Annotated in this window: 16 protein-coding genes and 5 pseudogenes; 11 read left to right on the top strand and 10 right to left on the bottom strand. The window is 46.0% G+C overall.

Annotated features, from left to right (window positions below):
* Nucleotides 1-119: 119 nt before the first annotated feature.
* Nucleotides 120-349 (top strand): annotated as a pseudogene (locus FEK46_RS18530) (choline dehydrogenase); the annotation flags it as partial.
* Nucleotides 350-444: 95 nt separating this feature from the next.
* Here FEK46_RS18530 and FEK46_RS18525 read toward each other — a convergent pair.
* The 4 genes from FEK46_RS18525 to FEK46_RS18510 all read right to left on the bottom strand — a co-directional run bounded on the left by FEK46_RS18525 (nt 445) and on the right by FEK46_RS18510 (nt 4,676).
* The gene (locus FEK46_RS18525; RefSeq protein ID WP_135492012.1) at nt 445-1,140 is read right to left on the bottom strand and encodes a lactate utilization protein C; all 696 of its coding nucleotides are present in this window, start codon (nt 1,138-1,140) and stop codon (nt 445-447) included.
* Complete coding sequence (locus FEK46_RS18520; RefSeq protein WP_135560046.1) at nt 1,133-2,560, bottom strand: LutB/LldF family L-lactate oxidation iron-sulfur protein; 1,428 nt, start codon at nt 2,558-2,560, stop codon at nt 1,133-1,135. The genes FEK46_RS18525 and FEK46_RS18520 overlap by 8 nt, the downstream gene beginning before the upstream one ends.
* 10 nt (nt 2,561-2,570) lie before the next feature.
* Complete coding sequence (locus tag FEK46_RS18515) at nt 2,571-3,290, bottom strand: (Fe-S)-binding protein (protein ID WP_130218352.1); 720 nt, start codon at nt 3,288-3,290, stop codon at nt 2,571-2,573.
* 516 nt (nt 3,291-3,806) lie between these two features.
* Nucleotides 3,807-4,676: an aldo/keto reductase gene (locus FEK46_RS18510; RefSeq protein WP_135408119.1), complete on the bottom strand. Its 870-nt coding sequence runs from the start codon at nt 4,674-4,676 to the stop codon at nt 3,807-3,809.
* 394 nt (nt 4,677-5,070) lie between these two features.
* On the opposite strand from FEK46_RS18510, the gene FEK46_RS18505 reads away from it, so the two are divergent.
* Complete coding sequence (locus FEK46_RS18505; protein WP_135560047.1) at nt 5,071-5,922, top strand: helix-turn-helix domain-containing protein; 852 nt, start codon at nt 5,071-5,073, stop codon at nt 5,920-5,922.
* Nucleotides 5,923-6,061: 139 nt separating this feature from the next.
* Here the strand turns inward: FEK46_RS18505 and fdeC are convergent, their stop codons facing one another.
* A complete protein-coding gene (fdeC, locus tag FEK46_RS18500; RefSeq protein WP_135560048.1) occupies nt 6,062-10,315 on the bottom strand; it encodes an inverse autotransporter adhesin FdeC in 4,254 nt (1,417 codons plus the stop codon).
* A gap of 565 nt (nt 10,316-10,880) precedes the next feature.
* Here fdeC and FEK46_RS18495 point away from each other — a divergent pair.
* Together FEK46_RS18495 and FEK46_RS18490 are read left to right on the top strand one after the other, a co-directional pair.
* The gene (locus tag FEK46_RS18495) at nt 10,881-11,732 is read left to right on the top strand and encodes an aldo/keto reductase (RefSeq protein WP_135560049.1); all 852 of its coding nucleotides are present in this window, start codon (nt 10,881-10,883) and stop codon (nt 11,730-11,732) included.
* A 26-nt stretch (nt 11,733-11,758) separates the two neighbouring features.
* Nucleotides 11,759-12,748, top strand: coding sequence for an aldo/keto reductase (locus FEK46_RS18490; RefSeq protein WP_130218362.1), 990 nt, complete (start codon nt 11,759-11,761; stop codon nt 12,746-12,748).
* Here FEK46_RS18490 and FEK46_RS18485 read toward each other — a convergent pair.
* A pseudogene (locus FEK46_RS18485) lies at nt 12,745-13,217 on the bottom strand (LysR substrate-binding domain-containing protein); the annotation flags it as partial. The gene FEK46_RS18490 and the pseudogene FEK46_RS18485 overlap by 4 nt on opposite strands.
* A gap of 119 nt (nt 13,218-13,336) precedes the next feature.
* On the opposite strand from FEK46_RS18485, the gene FEK46_RS18480 reads away from it, so the two are divergent.
* The 4 genes and pseudogenes from FEK46_RS18480 to rpmJ all read left to right on the top strand — a co-directional run.
* Complete coding sequence (locus FEK46_RS18480; protein ID WP_130210794.1) at nt 13,337-13,642, top strand: hypothetical protein; 306 nt, start codon at nt 13,337-13,339, stop codon at nt 13,640-13,642.
* Nucleotides 13,643-13,775: 133 nt separating this feature from the next.
* Nucleotides 13,776-14,027: a DUF1471 domain-containing protein gene (locus FEK46_RS18475; RefSeq protein ID WP_130210792.1), complete on the top strand. Its 252-nt coding sequence runs from the start codon at nt 13,776-13,778 to the stop codon at nt 14,025-14,027.
* Between the two features lie 330 nt (nt 14,028-14,357).
* Nucleotides 14,358-14,459, top strand: a complete 102-nt coding sequence (gene ykgR, locus FEK46_RS18470; RefSeq protein ID WP_064530486.1) for a small membrane protein YkgR — start codon at nt 14,358-14,360, stop codon at nt 14,457-14,459.
* A gap of 387 nt (nt 14,460-14,846) precedes the next feature.
* A pseudogene (gene rpmJ, locus FEK46_RS18465) lies at nt 14,847-14,948 on the top strand (50S ribosomal protein L36); the annotation flags it as partial.
* A gap of 113 nt (nt 14,949-15,061) precedes the next feature.
* Here the strand turns inward: rpmJ and FEK46_RS18460 are convergent.
* The 3 genes from FEK46_RS18460 to FEK46_RS18450 all read right to left on the bottom strand — a co-directional run bounded on the left by FEK46_RS18460 (nt 15,062) and on the right by FEK46_RS18450 (nt 17,778).
* A complete protein-coding gene (locus FEK46_RS18460; protein ID WP_135560050.1) occupies nt 15,062-15,751 on the bottom strand; it encodes a tetratricopeptide repeat protein in 690 nt (229 codons plus the stop codon).
* Nucleotides 15,752-15,810: 59 nt separating this feature from the next.
* Nucleotides 15,811-17,106, bottom strand: coding sequence for a PHB depolymerase family esterase (locus FEK46_RS18455; protein WP_135560051.1), 1,296 nt, complete (start codon nt 17,104-17,106; stop codon nt 15,811-15,813).
* 90 nt (nt 17,107-17,196) lie between these two features.
* Nucleotides 17,197-17,778, bottom strand: coding sequence for a class I SAM-dependent methyltransferase (locus FEK46_RS18450; protein WP_240731133.1), 582 nt, complete (start codon nt 17,776-17,778; stop codon nt 17,197-17,199).
* 210 nt (nt 17,779-17,988) lie between these two features.
* Between FEK46_RS18450 and FEK46_RS18445 the strand changes: the two genes are divergently transcribed.
* Together FEK46_RS18445 and FEK46_RS18440 are read left to right on the top strand one after the other, a co-directional pair.
* A complete protein-coding gene (locus tag FEK46_RS18445) occupies nt 17,989-18,663 on the top strand; it encodes a TetR/AcrR family transcriptional regulator (protein WP_130210784.1) in 675 nt (224 codons plus the stop codon).
* 115 nt (nt 18,664-18,778) lie between these two features.
* The gene (locus FEK46_RS18440; RefSeq protein WP_130210782.1) at nt 18,779-19,117 is read left to right on the top strand and encodes a DUF1294 domain-containing protein; all 339 of its coding nucleotides are present in this window, start codon (nt 18,779-18,781) and stop codon (nt 19,115-19,117) included.
* A 48-nt stretch (nt 19,118-19,165) separates the two neighbouring features.
* Here FEK46_RS18440 and FEK46_RS18435 read toward each other — a convergent pair.
* A pseudogene (locus FEK46_RS18435) lies at nt 19,166-19,538 on the bottom strand (tyrosine-type recombinase/integrase); the annotation flags it as partial.
* Between the two features lie 180 nt (nt 19,539-19,718).
* Between FEK46_RS18435 and FEK46_RS18430 the strand changes: the two are divergent.
* A pseudogene (locus tag FEK46_RS18430) lies at nt 19,719-19,937 on the top strand (DUF6538 domain-containing protein); the annotation flags it as partial.
* Between the last annotated feature and the right edge of the window lie 51 nt (nt 19,938-19,988).

Below are 19,988 nucleotides of genomic sequence, written 5' to 3'. Positions count from 1 at the left end.
AAATTACAACTATATATAATATATGCATAAAATTCTACAGTGGGTCAATAATTCCCGTACCATATGCAGAGATGGCGCAGTTTTATGCACGTCCTGGAACATCACACTATTTCCTGTGTGTCGATTGTCAGACCGATGAACAGCTCAACGAACTTGTGCGTAATTGCACCGAAACCGCCTTTCCCCCGTGCGATGCGTACAGAACAGACTACGACGAGACGGCGGGCCGTATACGAACTGGAGGGCCTGCGCGTGGTGGATGCATCAATTATGATTGGCGAAAAGCACGGCTGCGTATTTTGTGGCGAATGGAATGCCGCCGAGAGCTAAAAATTCAGTCGCGACTTGATTTGATTGTAGGCTTTGCAATGTTGAGAGTTACCGTATTGATATGGGACCGAATCCTACTATAAAAACGAGAGGTAACTCTCATGTTACTCCCTCTCAGCAATCCTCAATAATCAAGTATACCGCTTTCACCGGGCCATGAACCCCGACGACTTTGATAAGCTCAATATCCGCCGTTGAACTAGGACCGCTAATGATGTTAATGCAGGACGGCATACGTTCACCGGACTGCGCTTTCTGATGCAATTTTTCTGCGAGTTGCGCCACACGTGGCAGGATGGTGCTTTTGCGCAGGATAAAAATTGAGGACTCAGGGAGCAAACTCAACGAGCGCCCACGCTCAGCAGCGGAAAAAAGCACCACGCCTCCCGATTCGGTTAAGCCATATTCAGCATACACTACGCCAACTTTAGCCTGCTCTGCCTGCGAGATATTCTCGGCACCTTTCAGCGGATCCCACACGACGGCATTGCATTCCTGCTGTAAACGTTCACTGATCCCCAGTTCTTCCAGTCGCCTGTCGCCACTAACCACAACCGACTGATCTCCCAGCTCTTTACACAGGCGTAATGCAGCATCCGCGGCCTGCGCCTCGCTGATCAGTTCACAACGCGTCAACATGACATCACTGGCAAACTGGATAAACGCGTCACAGCGCTGTTGCTGGTTAAGTTCAGTAAGACGCTCGTTTGCATAGTTGTTAAGCGGTACATCTTCTGTTTGCGGTTCGAGTCGCAACGGACGCCCCAGTGCCTGAGCGATGTTTTGCAAGAATTCGCTTCGATTATCCATTCTTTTTCTCCTGCGCCTGATGTTTCTTAAACCAACTACGGAAACTCTCGCCGTCAGCTTCAGGAAGATCGCGGGCTTCCATCCAGTCGCTAATCGCACCGATCTTGAGTGGTGTTTTGCCGCCACTGATAAACCAGCTTGCCGCATGAGCGCCTGCCATCATTCCGACTTTCCACAATCTCGGATGACTATTGGCATAAGCGAACATTTTAATCGCCCGTTGCTCTGCTTTTGCGGTGATCCCTTTTTCAGCCATCACTCGACGATGGCGCAAAATCAGTTTTGACAGAGGAATACGCACCGGACACACGCTGTCACAGGCCGTGCATAAAGAGCAGGCGTAGGGTAAATCTTTAAAATCTTTATAGCCGCCAAGTAGCGGAGAAATCACCGCGCCGATTGGCCCTGGGTAAATAGATCCGTATCCGTGACCTCCAATGTGGCGATATGCCGGACAAGTATTCATGCAGGCCCCGCAGCGAATACAGCGCAGCACATCCCGAAATTCAGAGGCCAGCACTTCAGAACGCCCGTTATCAACAATAACCAGATGAAACTCTTCTGGCCCGTCCACATGCCCCGCTTCGCGCGGCCCTGTCAGCCAGGTGTTGTATCCCGTCAAACGTGCGCCAACGGCACTACGCGCCAGCATGGTGATCAATACATCAACCTCGGCAAACGTGGGGGCAATACGCTCCATCCCCATCACCGCGATGTGCGTTTTAGGTAGCGTGGTACACATTCGCGCATTGCCTTCATTGGTCACCAGGCATACCGAACCTGTTTCTGCTACCGCGAAATTACAGCCGGTTATACCGATTTCGGCACTGAGGAAATCTTCACGGATCTTTTGACGAATGAATAAGGTCATCGCTTCAGGCGTCTCCGGGCCATCATAGCCCAGACGTTCGTGTAGCACCCGGCGGATCTGGTGGCGATCTTTATGGATAGCCGGAACCACAACATGAGATGGCGGATCTTGATCCAACTGAAGAATGTATTCACCCAGATCGGTTTCAATCACCTGAATGCCAGCATCCTGCAACACATGATTGACGCCAATCTCTTCGGTCACCATCGATTTAGATTTCACCACCTTCCGGGCATGTTTGCGTTGGGCGACCTGTAAAATGTAGCGGGTAGCGTCTTCTTTGGTTTTTGCAAAATAGACGTGACCGCCGTTTTGCGACACTTTTTCGGAGAGCTGGTACAGATAAGCGTCAAGATTACTCAGAACATGATCACGTATCTGGCTGGCACGATCGCGCCACTCCTCCCAGTGACCTAATTCATCGACCATTTTTTGCCGATTTGCCCCAATACGCTGCTGCGCGTTTGCCACCGCTTTGCGCATGATCGGATCTTCAATTTGCTGACGGATGCGTGTCTTGAATTCTGTATTACTGGTTTTGATCGACATCTTTATACCCTCAGCGGCTCATCAGCACTTCAGCAATATGCATCACTTTGACTTTCTGCCCTTCCCGTTGTAATCGCCCACTTATATTCAGCAAGCAACTAATGTCGGCACCAATTAAATACTCAGGACAGACCTCCATCAGGTGTGAAACCTTTTCTTTCACCATCTCGCCGGAAATTTCGGCCATTTTGACCGAGAACGTACCGCCAAACCCGCAGCAAGTATCCTGTTCGGCAAAGGGCAACAGCTCCAGTCCGCGTACATTTTTTAGCAGCGTAAGTGGTTCATCCTTCACGCCCAACTTACGGGCCAGACTACAGGATGGATGGTATACCGCCCTCCCTTGCAAGCTGGCGCCTACATCAACGACCCCAAGTGTATTGACAATAAAAGAAGTGAGATCCTGCATACGCGCGGCGACCTTTTCTGCACGTGATGCCCATTCTGGTTCGTCAGCCAGATATGTTGGGTAACTTTTTACGGCGTAAGTGCAGGAACCGGCGGGAGAAATAATGGGATCGTCGTTATCTTCAAGTGCAGCGATCAGATTTTTCATTCCTGGGATCGCTTCTTTGATATAACCACTATTGATCGCAGGCTGACCGCAGCATCCCTGTTTCTCAGGAAAATTTACGCGACAGCCGAGTTTTTCCAGGAGCAGCACGGAGTCACGTGCCATCCTTGATTTCAGGGCATCACCGATACAGGTAACAAAGAAATTTACATTCACAACCAATACTCCATTGCGTCATTTCTATTTATGCCTGATCGCAACCACTCCTTCCGGGTTATCAGACATCAATAAAAATGGCGGCTTTTTTATTGGGTAGCAGAATACAAATTCAAACTGATTTGTATGACAAATCAATAATCCATCATTGGATACCTGGATGCAATAGCTAATTTTATTTCTTTCGGCGTCGCTCACATTTTTATAATGATCGCCACTAACAACATGGAATCATGCATTCGATATAATAACGTCATGAATCCAATCGAATTTATCTTAAACACCCATTTAGAGATACTCATTTGGTATCTGTTAAAACAGTCCACCAAATGAGTATAAATGAAATTATTAACAATAATTACACAAGCATTAATAACTGTAATTTTATCTTACTGAAGCGATTCAGTGTGTATTTTTTATTTTCATAAAGAGAGCCCGCCTTCGGAAAATATATAATAACATCTGCTATAGGTCATATTTTCAGAGTGCGGGTCAGGTAGTATCTGAAAACTCTAATTAGTTATGTATTTTTACGCCAAGACAGCCACGAACAAACTCAGGATTAAAATGTTTTACGGATTCGCCAACATACCCCAGATCAAGTGAGCTTATTTGCGCCATTTCTTTCTCTGTCAGTGAAAAATCCCAGATAGCGAAGTTCTCTTCAATACGATGCTGATGAGTCGATTTTGGAATAACAACCACTCCCCGTTGAATATTCCAGCGTAGAATTACCTGAGAAATCGATTTTTGGTGAGCATTTGCAATACCCTGAAGCAGGCTGTTTTCAAATGGTTTATGTCTTCCACCGCCTAATGGTGCCCATGCTTCAGGCTGCACGTTGTAGTATTTCATGGTTGCCAGCGCTTCTGGTTGAGCAAAATAGGGATGCAACTCAACCTGGTTGACCATTGGCTTAATTCTGACTGTTTCACAAAAATTGGCCAGAACATGAGGATAGAAATTGGAAACCCCAATCGCTTTCAGTTTGCCCTCTTCATAAGCCTCTTCCAGTGCACGCCATGCACTGAAATAATCGCGCATTGCCTGGTGCAATAAATAGAGATCAAAGTATTCAAGTCCCGATTTTTTTAATGACGCTTCAATACCTGCTTTTGCCGTATCCTGATCAACCATGTCCTGCACCCACAATTTAGAAGTAATAAATAACTCCTCGCGGGTACAGAAACCTTCCGAAATGGCTTCACGAATAGCCTCGCCGACGGCGTCTTCATTACCATATACCGCTGCAGTGTCGATTAGCCGATAACCGGTTCGGATAGCATTCAACACTGATTGTTTACACACTTCTTTATCGGTAACCTGAAAAACACCAAATCCCATCATCGGCATTTTCAGATTGTTGCTTAATACGGAAAATTCCACTAGCAGTCCCTCCATTACATATGAATCATTAGTCTACGTTAAAACATGACCGCAGATTAGTATGTGGATTTTGATATCACTTATGTAAAAATTTCATTAATAATAGGGGACTGTAATCTCTCTATTATGGGAAAAATGAAGCAGACACGATGAGATTGATGACAAGCACAAAATTGCCTGATGCGCTATGATTATCATGCCTACCAGAGAATCGCAATTTATTGAATTTGCGCTATTTTGTAGGCGGGATAAGTTCCGGCATACACAACAAGCATTAGCCAACAATCTGAGATACTGTCAGTCGCCTGGCCTCGGACCTTTCTGTTTTTGATACACTAATAGCCTTTGTCATACGAAAAATGTACGAAATGGCGAAGGGTAAATGGAGAATGTTATGATCAGGCAGAAGATTTTGCAGCAACTCCTGGAGTGGATTGAGTGCAATCTCGGTAACCCTATCTCAATCGAAGATATCGCACAGAAATCTGGCTACAGTAGACGCAATATCCAGCTCCTGTTCAGAAACTTCATGCATGTGCCGCTGGGAGAATACATTCGCAAACGAAGACTTTGCCGGGCAGCTATTCTTGTCCGACTCACAGCGAAATCTATGCTTGATATTGCACTATCTTTGCATTTTGATTCACAGCAGTCATTCAGTCGCGAATTTAAAAAGTTGTTCGGATGCTCTCCCCGAGAATACCGGCTCCGTGATTATTGGGATCTGGAAAATATCTTCCCTCCATTTTTAGCACGCCAACATACAAAAACTGATTGCACATTAATTCATTTCCCTGAAACACGTATTTTTGGCAATTCATTTAAGTATGATACTGAAATATCGAATAAATCACCGGATGAAGAAGTCAAATTGCGACGTCATCATTTAGCCAGGTGTATGAAGGATTTTAAGACGGATATCTATTTCGTCTCAACGTTTAAACCATCAACAAAGTCGGTCGATTTACTCACAGTTGAAACCTTTGCTGGTACGGTATGTGAATATGCTGACATGCCGAAAGAGTGGACAACGACCCGAGGACTTTATGCCTCTTTCCGTTATGAAGGAAATTGGGAACATTACTCTGACTGGGTTCGGAACATCTATCTGATAGAGTTGCCTGCCAGGGGGTTAGCCAGAGTGAACGGCAGCGATATTGAGCGATTTTATTACAATGAAGATTTCGTAGAAAAGGATGGCAATGATGTTGTTTGCGAAATTTTTATCCCCGTTCGTCCGGTTTAGTTTGTCGCTATGTCTTATTGAGTTTTATCCTGGCCTGCTACTGTTTAATCAGTATCAGGCCAGGTATTCAGTGAATAATGGCGTTGAACATGTCAACACCATTATTTTTTATTAGATCGTAACGTTCATACTATTCAAATTATGGCATCTCCTCCTCGCCCTTTTCAGTATTTGCAGCCACGGCGTTAATTGTCACCTTCACAGGCTTCATTTCGTACCCGCCATACGTCAGTGCGTTGAATGTGAACGTATAGAGACCCGGCTTCTTGGTACTAAATGTACGCGTAATTTTCCCGCTCGAGAAATGGTCGGCCTTCGACGGCGAGAACTCATAATCCGCCTCTGTCACCCCTTCCGGAGCCTCAATGTCGACCCACATAGTTCCTCCTACGGGGTTTTTTGCCGAGAACAGGGTAACCGTCATTGTTGCGGTCTGTACCCCATCCGCCACCAGAGAATCTACATTAGATGATGCGGCGAGTACCGCGTTTTTATCATCCGCGACGAATTTAGATTCGGCAGTTTTCGTCGATACCTGACCGTCGGCCTGACTCACTTTCGCCGTGAGTGTATATTTCGCTGCGACAGTGGTCGTGGCGGTGAAAATAGCCTGCCCTTGCTCATTAGTTTTCGCCGTCCCGTTAGGATCCAGAGCTAAATTTGCCGGGCTGGCAGTCAGCGTCACCTCGCTATCTTTCAACAGATTGTTATTGGCATCAGTCACCGTAACTTTATACGTCTGTTTGGCATTGCCGTCCGCCAGTGCATAGTTGCCAATCACCTCAATACCGGAGACGGTTGCGGTCGCCTTATCGGCCACAAACGTTATAGTCTGCGCATCCGAAGGCTGGTCATTTCCTGCCGACGCCGTGATCTCATAGGTTCCGGCAGTCACGGAAACCACTTTCAGTACCGCTTTACCCTCCTTGTCGGCGTTCACCATGATATTACCGTCTGCAAGCGGTTTGACGCCCCGAGGCAGATTAAAGACGACCACAGCGCCAGGAAGAATGTTGCCGTATTGATCCTTAACCGTTGCCGTCAGCGTAAAGGCATCTTTGTCGTTTGCCACTTTTTCCGCGGCGGTGTCAACCTCCAGGGTCGCCTGACCGGTACTGAAATCCGCCTTGAATTTCACCGTAACCGTCTTCTTAGCACCATTCACCGAAGCCGCGATGCTGTGTTCCCCGGCAACCGTTGACATCAGCTCAATGTCGGCTTTACCTGCCGCATCGGTTGTTACCGTATTCCCCGTCTTGCTGGTCACTCCTTCCGGCAGAGTCAGCGTCACATTTTGTCCCTGCAACGGGTTGCCATAGTTGTCCACAACGGTCAGGGTTACCTGGTTAGTCGACTGTCCATTAGCCACTTGGTTATCAACCTTCACCGTCATATCACTGATCACTGCCTTAGATGCGTCACCTGCAACATTCAGCACCAGTGGCTGAGCAACGGCATTTTGGCCGTTCACTCGCGGCATCACAGACAACTGACCCGCGGCAGAGCCCAGAGTTAAGGTCGCCACATAGACCCCATTACTTGTTTCTGTCCAGTCTCCTGTTGAAGGTCTCACTGACCCCGTGCTGGCGGCACCACTAAACTGCGGTGCATCTGGCTTCAGCCCGGTGACAAGGTTCCCGTACGCATCCTTCGCGGTGAAGGTGAGTTCCGTCGTCGCTTTGACGGTCGGAGCATCATTATCCGCAACAAGCGTAGAGTTCGCTGATGACATATCCCCGGCGACGACAGTCAACCGCGCAGCATCGGTGGCTGCTGGCTGGCCGTTGAATAGCGGCATGACAAGAAGCTCACCAGTCTTTCCGCCTGCGGTCAGCGTAGCGACATAGGAACCATCGCCTTGCTCGGTCCAGTTGGATACCGTCGCCCCTGCAGATGCAACACCTGTCAGGGTTGCCGACAGGGAAAGGCCGCTGATAGCGTTGCCATGCGCATCTTTTGCAATAAGCGTCACGGTTGTGCTTTCTCCTGCTTTTACGTGATCTTTTGCCACAGAGACTGTCGACTGGCCTGAAGATAACGCATCAGCCACCACGGTCACTTTAGCCGCACTAGCTGCCGCGTCCTGTCCATTGAGCTTCGGCATAACCACTAATTCACCCGCCGTAGTGCCGAGAGAAATCTGCGCGGTCCAAGTCCCGTCGCCATTATCCGTCCAGCCTGATGCCTTAGAACCCGTAGCGGCTGCGCCCGATAATGACGGTGCATCCGGATTGAGGCCAGTTACAGAGTTGCCATTGGCATCTTTTGCCGCCCAGATTGCCGTAAGCGTACCGCCAACCACCGGTTTTTCTGGATTCAGGGTGATAGTCGAATGTGCTGCATCAAGCGGCCCGGCGACAAACTTCAGCGTTTGTTGCAATGAGCCCAACTGATACTGCTCGCTAAAGGCACGCACAACAACGTTTCCGGCACGGGTCGAAGAAACCGTAGCGCTGTAAACGCCTGGTTTTATCTCCGAAACGGCGCCAATGGTGACACCACTGCTATCCTGCGGAACAAATCGCAAGCGGCTGGCCTCTCCCGTCACCGGGTTGCCATCAGTATCCACCGCAGTCAGCATCAGCGTGTGGGATTGCTGACCATCGGCAACCACGTCTCCTGAAGATTCATTCACGCTCAGAGTAGACTTCGACACATCCATCATCGTGGCGCGCAATTCTGCAGTGACGGTTTTGCTCATGCCATCAACGCTAACCGTAATCGTTGCCTCACCTGATTGCGTTCCGGTAGTAAAGACAGACTGGTACACCCCAGCTTCAGTTTCGGTGAACTCACTCAGTGTTGGCTGTGCCTGTGATTTAGTGGCCTTCAGGGTACGAGTCACAATATTTCCAGCTGGCTTGAACGTCAGCTCAGACTTGATCTGATCTTTCATACCCGTGACTGGCTGCCCCTCTGCATCGCGCAGAGAAAGCACCAGTGGCTTTTGCTCACTACCGTTAGCAAGCATTTGGATACGGCTCTGACCGTCAAGCGTTAACGCCGTGCGCTCGGCACTCATACCTGCTCCGGTAATGACCACCTCTGTCTGCACGCGTTTTGAGGCATTGCCTTTGTTATCGTAGGCAACCGCAGAAATCGCATAATAATTGTTTTTGCCTGCCTGATAAGCCGGGAGCGTCACTTGCCACTGATTACCCTGCCCGGTAATTTTTCCGCCTGCGGCCAGCAAAGATGGCGCTTCCCATTGAACATTTTTCAGACCGTGAGTTGCTTTGCTCACCACAAGCCCCAAGGAAACCGTCTGCCCGCCCTTACCTTCAATGCGCTCAGGCAGAGCAATACGGATCACTTCAGATTTGCGATACTCAAGAACGATATTGTTATTACGCTCAACCAGGTCATAGCGGCTGCCTGCCAGTACCCGACGCTCGCGAATGCTATCCGTATCGAGTTGTTTCGCCAAAGGTTCGCCAATTCGGTAGTTAACTTCCAGGCCAAAGCGAGTGTCATTCTCACCGCTCTTGCCCTGCTTATGCCCGGCGCTCAGTGTCAGAAGAGGCACTGGCGTATAGGTCACCTCGGCAGAAATAGCATGCGGGTCTTTCTGGCGCTTATCTTTACCAAACAGCCCGACTTCATCGCCATAATACTGTTCATACATCAGGCTTGCGCCAAGCTGCGGCCAGGCAGGTAAATAGCCCTCTGCGCGGATATCCCAACCATTCGCCGGGCGTTCCTGATAATCCTCAATATCCGGCGATTTTTTCCAGCCAGAAGCGCGGATATAACCATTGGCGCTCAGTTTCAGATAATCGCGCCAGTATTCCGCACCAACACCAATGCGGGTATGACTACGGGATAAATCATGGTCGATAAAGGTGTTCACCCCCGCCATCCAGTCATTTCCTGAAAAATGACGCCAGCCAAAACCAATATTTGACTGAGTACGATCGTCTGTACGATGTATTGCTCCTTGAGTGAACAACATATTTGTCGGTGTATCATAAATCGGATAAAGCATTTCCAGCGAAGAATCCTTCAGCGAGAAATCTTTATCGACATTCAGTTTAACGCGCGCTGTACCATATTTCCCGAGCCACTCCTGGATTTCCTGGGTAGCTTTAGTGGTGGCCATCCCGGTAATAAAATTACGTGTCGCATCGCTATCTGGCTGACTACTCAAAAATGTCCCGGCATTTGCGGCAAACGACGCGACATTTTTCTCCACATTATTATCAGCAGTTACCGTGGTATTTTCCATGCTCAACCGTGGCTGAACCGCATTCTGCGCACGTGCCGCCATTACCGGCGTAAAGGTGACTGCGAGTGGAAAAAGAACTTGAACAGAGATATTTGCCCACGCCACGCAGCGGGCCAGAACTGAATAACGAAATCGTGGTTGTTTATGACCTGTTTTATAACGTGACATTGAGATAATTTCCTGATGAACGAATTAACGAACATAGGCAGACACAAATAATGGCGTCCGCTTGTCAGAAAAACCGGGGATTTCCCGGTTTCCTTTTCCGCAGAAAAGGAAATACCTTTATGTAAGAAAGTACACCGCCACCTAATATATCCAGTGCCTGTAGCCACTCATCAGGTGGTTGGGCGCGGGATTATATTTTTATTTATGGGTGAAAATTTAGCTTTTTGTGCAAGTCATTAAATAGATATCTAAGTTATATTTCCTAGTCTGCGGACAGTGAATAATTCATTATTCAGAGTGAATAATAATGACCTGCCTTTAATTTATCACGATTGGCAATACGTCGAAGTAGGTATATACGCCAGGATAAACCAATATATTTTTTATGGATATTCATTTTCCTTCATCAGACTGTAAATTCCGGGGATATCGAACTTGCACGACTCATCTCAACACTCAAACAGATTTATGAATTTCGTTCATAACCCCTGACAGATCCTGCCGTCTAATCGAGCTCTTCCCTTTACGTTATGCTTCTCATGAACGATAACGGAAGGATAACACCATGCAAAAAGTAAAACTGAACAACGGTATTGAAATGCCCCTGCTGGGCTTTGGTGTATTTCAGATGACCGATGCCGCCGAATGCGAAAGAGCGGTCATTGACGCTATTAACACCGGTTATCGACTGATTGACACCGCCGCCTCCTATCAAAATGAAACCCAGGTCGGGAACGCACTGAAACAAAGCGGTATCGCCCGTAACGAACTCTTTGTCACCACCAAACTCTGGTTGCAGGATACCAGTTATGAAGGAGCCAAAGCCCAGTTCGAACGCTCTCTGAATCGGTTGCAACTTGATTATGTTGACCTGTATTTGATTCACCAGCCATACGGTGATGTCCACGGTGCCTGGCGCGCCATGGAAGAACTGCAACAGGCAGGCAAGATCCGCGCTATTGGCGTCAGTAACTTCCATCCTGACCGACTGGCTGACCTTATCGCCTTTAATAAAGTCGTTCCGGCGGTAAACCAGATTGAAGTTAACCCCTTCAACCAGCAATTACAGGCCGTTCCGTGGATGCAAAGTCGTGGCATTCAGCCAGAAGCCTGGGCACCGTTTGCGGAAGGGAAAAATGGTCTGTTCCAGCATCCGGTATTGACGGCAATTGGCGCGAAGTATGGCAAAAGCGTGGGCCAGGTTGTTCTGCGCTGGATCTACCAACGAGGCATTGTTTCACTGGCAAAATCAGTGCGAAAAGAACGCATGGAAGAGAACATCAACATTCTCGATTTTGAACTCAGCCCTGAAGATATGCTGCAAATTACCGCCCTGGATACCACAACCAGCGCGTTCTTCTCTCACCGCGATCCCGCAATGGTGGAATGGCTGACTGGCCGCAAACTTGATGTTTAAGCCGCGATAAAAGAGGTATTCATTCAATGCAAAAACGTTATCTGGGTAAATCCGGACTCGAAGTCTCCGCCCTTGGGCTCGGTTGCATGGGCTTAAGCCACGGCTACGGCCCGGCGACCGATACCCGTCAGGCTATCGAACTTATTCGTGCTGCGGTTGAACGTGGCGTCACCTTCTTCGATACCGCCGAAGTGTATGGTCCGTATCTGAATGAAGAAGTGGTCGGCGAAGCCTTAAAACCGTTTCGTGACCGTGTGGTGATTGCCACTAAATTCGGTTTTACCTTCGGCGATGATAATAAGCAGCAGATTTTAAACAGCCGCCCAGAGCATATCCGTGAAGCCGTTGAAGGCTCATTACGCCGTCTTAAGACTGATGTCATTGACCTTCTGTATCAACACCGTGTTGATCCGGATGTTCCTATTGAAGATGTTGCAGGAACGGTGAAAGACCTAATTGCAGAAGGTAAGGTCAAACATTTCGGCCTGTCTGAAGCGGGAGCACAAACCATTCGTCGTGCACATGCGGTACAACCTGTCACCGCCCTGCAAAGCGAATATTCCATGTGGTGGCGTGAGCCTGAACAGGAAATTCTGCCGTTGCTGGAGGAACTGGGGATTGGTTTTGTACCCTTCAGCCCACTAGGTAAAGGTTTCCTGACGGGGTCGATTAAGCCAGGAACCACTTTCGGCAAGGATGATTATCGTAGCACCGTACCGCGTTTCGCGGCACAAGCTATTGAAGCCAATGAAAAACTGGTCACCTTGTTAGGTGAACTGGCCGCGGAGAAAGGGGTAACATCTGCACAAATCGCACTGGCATGGCTGTTAGCACAAAAGCCATGGATTGTACCCATCCCTGGCACCACTAAACTGCACCGGCTGGAAGAAAACCTGGGTGCTGTCGACATTGTTCTTTCGCGCAATGATACGCAGCAGATAACCGAGGCACTGGAAACAATTAAAATCGTCGGTGAACGTTACTCGCCTGAGCACCAGGCACGCGTAGGCCGTTAATGCCAAAACGGGTCCACAACAAAATGTGGCCCCGTTACTCTGGATACGATCAACAGCGCAAAAGCTGGCGGATGCTGCTTGTGGCTGGGGTAGTAAAGGTAATATCCGGGAAAAGTTGGCCCCCCTCCTGCAACACCTGAATAAGCTTGCCTGACTTTATATACTTCTGAACCATATCTTCAGAGAAAGCGATCCCAAACCCTGATAACGCGGCATCAATTCTTACTGGCAATGGGCTACACGTCAGTTGCCCCTCAACCTTGACGCGAAGTGGTTTCCCTTCTCGCTCGAACTCCCAGTGGTAAAGCCCACCGGCGGTTGGCAAACGCATATTGATGCAGCGATGATTTTGTAGCTCGTGAGGCGTTTCAGGTAAGGCGTTAGCGGCAAAATACTCCGGTGCCCCCACCACGGCCATCCGCATCTCTGGTCCAATCCGCACTGCAATCATATCCTTATCCACACTTTTCAAAGCGCACTCATGAAGGGCGTTCATAGATACAATTATTTTAGCCACATTACTGACAATTATGATAATTGATAATCTGTATGTATCGAAAATAAAGATTAATTATCATGAGGTTTACTATGAAAATACTCGTTGCAGGAGCAACAGGATGCATCGGTATTCATGTAGTAAATACCGCTATTGCAATGGGTCATCAGCCCGTGGCTCTGGTCAGTACCCTGAGCAACGACGCCGCTAAAAATAAAACATTCGAACTGGTCGCAGAACGAGGAGAAGCGCAGCAGGATCTGCCCCCTCTGTTTGCAAACCTGCAGAGTGATAATCCTCAAAAAAACGATGGGGTTTTCGATATAGACAATATGCCTCTGCGTGAAGAACCTGAATGTATTATTAATGACCTGAATCTGCACACCAAGGTTAACTAATTTTAAAATATGACAATTTTATCATATAGCGGTCAGTATTATGACAGCTTTAATCTGTACAATTATCAGGAAAGAGACGTTCTCTCCTATATTAATTCATTTTCAAACATATAACTTAGATTAGGTATTAGTTATGAAAACACTACTTGTTACTACATTAGTCATGGGCTTTATTTCGGTGAATGTTGCATTTGCAGCGCAAGAAATTAATCATACAGATGGCAAAGAAAAGATTGGTGTAATCTCAGCCAGCAATGCCTTGACGCTTGATGAGTTATCGAATGCGCTTTCTCGTAAGGCTGATGAGCAAGGAGCAACGTCGTTCAAAATCCTGTCTACCACGGGGAATAACAAACTGCACGGAGTTGCTGAAATCTATAAGTAAATAGTAAATGATGTGCCATGGACTGTTTATCATGGGCATCGGTTCCATGGCTTGTCCTTACGACGAAAATGCAGTCTCAGCAGATTGTAAACACGGTACATTTCTAATGTGTGAATAGCACAATTATGCGGGGATCATACAAGGAGAGCAGCGTAATCCTCAGGGCCAATCTCAGCGTAGACTATGGATCACTTGTGTGCGATTAGTAATAATTGATGTAATACATCTTTCCAAATTTGTGATACAGTTCAAAAAATTGGTTGACCAAACTCGTTATCTATATAAGAGGCGCTTATGAGGTGCGCTCTTTTTTAAAGCGAGGAAATACCAATGAAAGAGAATAAGATACAAGAAATCAGTAATAAGCTGATTAATATTGTTGTTTTGGTTGCAGTTGTAGAATATGCTTATTTATTCCTCCATTACTATTAATTACATCTAAAAACAATTCCCTTAGGTGATATTTAAAATATGTATCCTCCACCTACTTTGTAAGAGTTATGTCAGTGGGGAAGGATATTCGTACGGTTTCGAAGGGAAGTTTAAAGAAACCGTATTTGTGCCGCACTAAAAGAGATTGCGCATTGAGTCAGCATTTTAGTTACCCAATGCGCATGTTGGTTCACCAAATTGTTACTTTGGCTGCGTGATAAATAATCAGCCGGTAAAGCAAGGCTCACCCACATTCTCAATGCGTTCATACCAATCAGCGGGTAGTGACATAAATCAGCAGTTCGGCTACTGAATAGTGCCGTCACCAACGATAACCAACAACATCTCTCACTTCCGGCACGTTCAGTTAGCTGCGGGAATCCCACATATCCAGACTGTCAGATTGTGAAGCGAAAAGGACGGCTATATGTCATTTGCAAATCTAATCCCCGCTTTAAGGCTGTTCAGAGGCGCAAGAAAAAGTGTTAACTCTGAGTTTGAAGGTTCAACGACACCTGGCTGGCTGCATAATCATGCCTGATTAACGCTGGTGTATTCAGTGCGCCAGCATTAACTTTCCTGCAAACGTATCTTCTTACTCATTAATGGCTTGCTACCTGCTGATGCTGTGTATGAGCCGCATCAACCGCTTTTTGATACCATTTTTTAGCCAGTTGTGGATTTTTCTCTACGCCCAATCCCAAAGAATAAATATCACCTAAAGCCACAAAACTGGGAGCAGTGATATGATCCATTCTGCTGATATGTTTAAGATAAAGGTTTATCGCTTTTTGATAATCGCGTTTTACGCCATAACCTTGTTCATAAAGTTTAGCCAGACGATACTGCGCCATAATATCATTATTTTTATCGCCTTTCTTATAATATTTCGCCGCTTTATTATAATCCTGAGGAACGCCTAATCCTCTTTCATAAATAATCCCAAGATAACGTGCAGCTTTCATTTCTCCCGCCTGGTCAGCTTGCTCAAAAAGGCTTAAGGCTTTTGCATAATCAAACGGTACGCCATATCCATTAAGATATAAAATCCCTAAATCCAGTTTCGCGCGGGGGTTTCCGCTGGCTGCTGATTTCGTCAACCATTTAAAAGACTCAGTATAATTCACCGTTTGATTGTAGTTTCCATTCAGGTATGCTTCCCCCAATCTGGCTTGCGCTTCTGCATCTCCCTGAGCAGAGCGCGTGATTATTTCATCAAAATTCATTTTTGGTGGAGTATCTGCATATACAGATGCAGAAAAAAATAGAATTACAAATAATAACGCCTTCATTCTGTCTCTCGGTAAAAATGACTGCCAACACGATACCTGATGACAGTCTGGCCTACACTTTATTGTTTGCGTTGGTTAAATAACCATTCACGAACTGGTTCTATGCTGTAAGCAATACGCCATGTGTTACGATGCCCGCTGGCACCTTCTCGCGAAGAGTATTCATCAAATACACTGTCTTTTATAAAAATGGTATAACGGATATTACTTTGTTCTTCAAACAATGTGTCGGCAGCAAATCGATATTGTTCAGGGTCCCATTGACCATTCCATGCTGCACGAGAAACTTTTCCCCCAAACTGCTCAAGACGTTCAGTAATCGCGTTGAAGCTGGGAAAAGCCCCTGCATCATCTTCTGAGGCCATAAACCACAATTTGTTTTTAGCTATTGGAGCAACCTGTTCCGCATCCCATTTTCCTGCAACCAGGTAACTCGCTGTGAAAAAGTCAGGATATTTGATATTCATTGCGATGGCCAGCATACATCCCCCTGACTGACCAGTAACATAAATACGTTCAGGATCTATTTTATATTCTTTCATCAAAGACTGAACAAGATTTATTGTTGTATCAAGCAACGTAGATGTACGCCAGTCATCATCAGCAATGATTTCATTATACTGAGGAGCTAAAACATAGCAGGGACGTTTCAGTTGTTCTTCCGGTTCTGCCCAAATTACTGCGCCTAGCCCCTGAAACAGAGTCGTTGTTATTTGTGCACTGGTAGCCCCTGCATCATGCATAAAAAGAACCAATGGCAATACTTTATTTTGTTCTTCAGGAATAAAGAAATTATATTCTAGTATTTTTCCACTTTCATTGTCTTTATATTTACCTTGTCTAAAACTATCGACCACCAGATTTGAAACGGCGTTAGTTTCCAGCGTGGTATTTTGTGTAATCACAGTTGCAGATGCATCTTTATATCTAATAGTTTGGTTTAGTTTTTCTCCTGCAACCCAGGAGGGTTTACCTTGCCCTTGTTTGGGAACTGCTTTTTGTATTGTTGGGTCCGTTATAGTTTCTTGCCATTCATTTTGTGGTTTGCTGTGGTCCAGTTCAAGAATCGCGTACTTACCTGATTTTGCCTCAACCAAAGCTGTTGACTGACTGATAAACACTTTATTGATATGATAATTTTTTACGCTAAACTCTGTTGACGAAAGTTCTTCCTTATTTATAGGCTTTTCAAATTCTACAGCTATCGCAATAAGTCGAACTCCGTCACCAAAAACTTGTGTAATAGCTGTAGCCTTTATTGCCTTGTTGTTTGTGTTTGCGAATACAATGCGAGGCATTGAAACAACTAAAGCACCCGCAATACTTTTAATTAAAAACTCTCTGCGCGTCGGCATAAATGCCCTCTTTACTTTTGATAAAAATTAAATGAATATCAGCATGATACCAGGACTATATTTTTTCAACTTTATCATTCGTGCTTGTATTTAACTTATCTTCAGTGCTAACTCTGTACCTCGTTTTATCGGCAATGTTATAGAAATAAAACCATTCTGCGGATCACGAACATAAGATAAAAAATCCGGTTCTGCGTTATCATTTAATATATATCCTCCTACTCGTAACTGTGGCGCAACGATCTCAGTAACCTTACGAGCGAGGCTTGGGCCATCCGCAAGAGGGAAACCATCAATAAGAATAAAATCGACAGGACCACCGAGATCTTTCAGCGTTTCTCTCGCATCACCGACACAAATATCAACAAAAGACGTAAGACCTGCCTCTGCCAGATTTCGAGACGCGACTTCAGCTTTTTCCCGTACCATTTCAGAACCAATCACCAGTCCGCCACCATTATCTTTCATCGCAGCAGCAAAATAGAGCGCTGACATACCTACAGAAGTTGCAAAGTCCACAACGCGAGTGGCTTTCATTGCCCGGCACAGTAAGTAGATAAGTTCCCCCTGTTCTGGGGCTATGGAAAAGCCATAACTGGAAAATCTTTCAGGATCAAGTGCCGGAGCTTCGCGAAACAGTTCCGGCGGGGGATGTTTGCGTTCATTATTCATGCGTTCCAGAACACGTATAACCTGGGGATCACGAATGGGGCAGATACTATTATTTAATCGACTCATAAATAAGGACCTGTATTTTATGAAGTGATGTTACCTGGTTGTTTTCATACACCATGTTATGATCATTGCTTATGTTGTTGGTATAGTGATACCATTTTTGGTACTGGTCAAGTACCAAAAATGAATGCAGGAGTAAATATTTTGATGAACAAGAGCGAAGTGAGGACGCCGGTGCGACGGGGAAGACCTAAAAGTGCGGGGCTTGATGAGCGTAAGAAAGCGATAGTTATTGGCGCGTATAGTGCCTTCATTGAGCTTGGTTTTGCCCAAACCTCAACCACAGAAATTGCTCGTCGGGCAAAAGTATCAAAAAGAACAATTTATGAGGTATTCAGTAATAAGAAGGAAATTTTTTCTGAAGTAATTAAAGAATATAAAGCCCTGTTCCTCGATCTCCCAAGACCGGAAAACGAGATGCTCCCCATTAATGAAACTCTGTTTCGTATATTCCGATTAGATATAAGTCAAGAAGAAGCTAAAGAGAGAGAAGCACTCTTAAAATTAATGACACGTGAATCAATTCTCTTTCCAGAGCTTTCAGACTATTTATATGCCACTAAAACGCTTCGCTCAAGAGAACTGTTAATCGAATGGCTGGATATTCAGCAAGCTCAAGGGCGTATTGCTGTTAAAAATACGGGTAATTGCGCTGGAATGCTAATGGATATTGTTTTTGGCGCATTGCTTCCTCGTCGATGGGTTTTGGATGTTAACGAAGATCAGACATTAACACCTGAAGGTCGTCAGCAACAACTTGAGGAAATAAAAGAGCGTATCGAAACTGTTATACAAGGGATTGAAGTGGTCAACAAAAACTAGCCACGATTATGGGGATACTTACACAACATCATAATCCCCAAAATTGAGTCCATTCCGTTTAGGGAGATATACAAAAATGATAGCAAGCGCATGCCTGGTATGACTAAAATACGCCATGAATCTGAATCGTTTTTGCTATTTGCTCCTCCTTTTAACGGCTGCCAGCAGTGTGTTACTGGCGGAGCCGTTTGCTGCGTGGGTTACATGCGTAAACCTGCTCACCCTGGTAATTTATGGTACTGATAAGCTGGCTGCACGTAGAGGCTGGCGCAGAGTGCCAGAAGCAACTCTGCTGGTGTTTGGCTTTGTCGGAGGTTGGGTTGGTGCAATTATTGGTCAACAGGTCTTTCGACATAAAACACAGAAACAGCCATTCAGAACCTACTTCGCAATCAGCGTCGTATTGAACGTGATGATCCTGTCAGTTGTGATATATGAATTGTATCAACCATAAAACCCGGTATCCGCTCCGGGAGTTACAGGCAGTAGCTCCATGCTATTTCACCGGCGCTTTACTCATGCACTTATTTGGATCCTTACGACCAGGAAACACTAGAGGATAATTTCCTGTCATTATCTGAAGCGTTTTGAGTATTGTAATTGCCTGAATTGAAAGCGGAACAATATGTGGTCGCCTCATTTTCATCCGTTGCGCAGGGATCTCCCATATCGCTTTATCGAGGTTGAATTCGCTCCAGAGCGCCGCTCTCCACTCTCCGGTTCGAACACCTGTAATAATCAACAATCTCGCCCCCAAAACAACCAGCGGACTACCTGTGTAACCAGATAACGCATTAAAGAAAATACGGTTGATAATGGAAGATAAGGAACGGGCAGTGAACTGTAGTATGTGCGGGGTCAATTGACTTAGATAGACTTGGGAAGAGTTTGAAATGGTGCCGATAATAGGAGTAAAACACTCGATTAATCTCGTGTTAATGCCATCACCTACGACCATTACTAATTGATTGAATCTGATAGAAAAATTATCATTTTCTATGCGTTACAATCAATTTTCACATTACAAACGCTCCGACACTTTAGCCGGGGAGTTTATGAGATACAAGCCCAATCAATACTTAATCTGTGATTCTTACGGTAACTACTATTTACGGATCACGCTGCCTGTGTATATGCAGCCCTTTTTTGAAGGAAAAAGGACGTTTGTCAGAAGTCTACACACAAGTAATCTTCGTGTTGCACGTAGAAAGCGTGATCAGATTGCAGATGAATACCATTGTCTACGGGAGAGTGTCGCTCCTGTAAACAGCACTGATGTAGCCCCCAGAAACACCGGACAGTAGCTGTATCTCCAGATAAGAGAT

Source organism: Escherichia sp. E4736 (assembly GCF_005781225.1).
Taxonomy (GTDB): domain Bacteria; phylum Pseudomonadota; class Gammaproteobacteria; order Enterobacterales; family Enterobacteriaceae; genus Escherichia.
The sequence above is the reverse complement of the archived record's forward strand: the minus strand, read 5'-3'. Positions and strand labels throughout refer to the sequence as shown.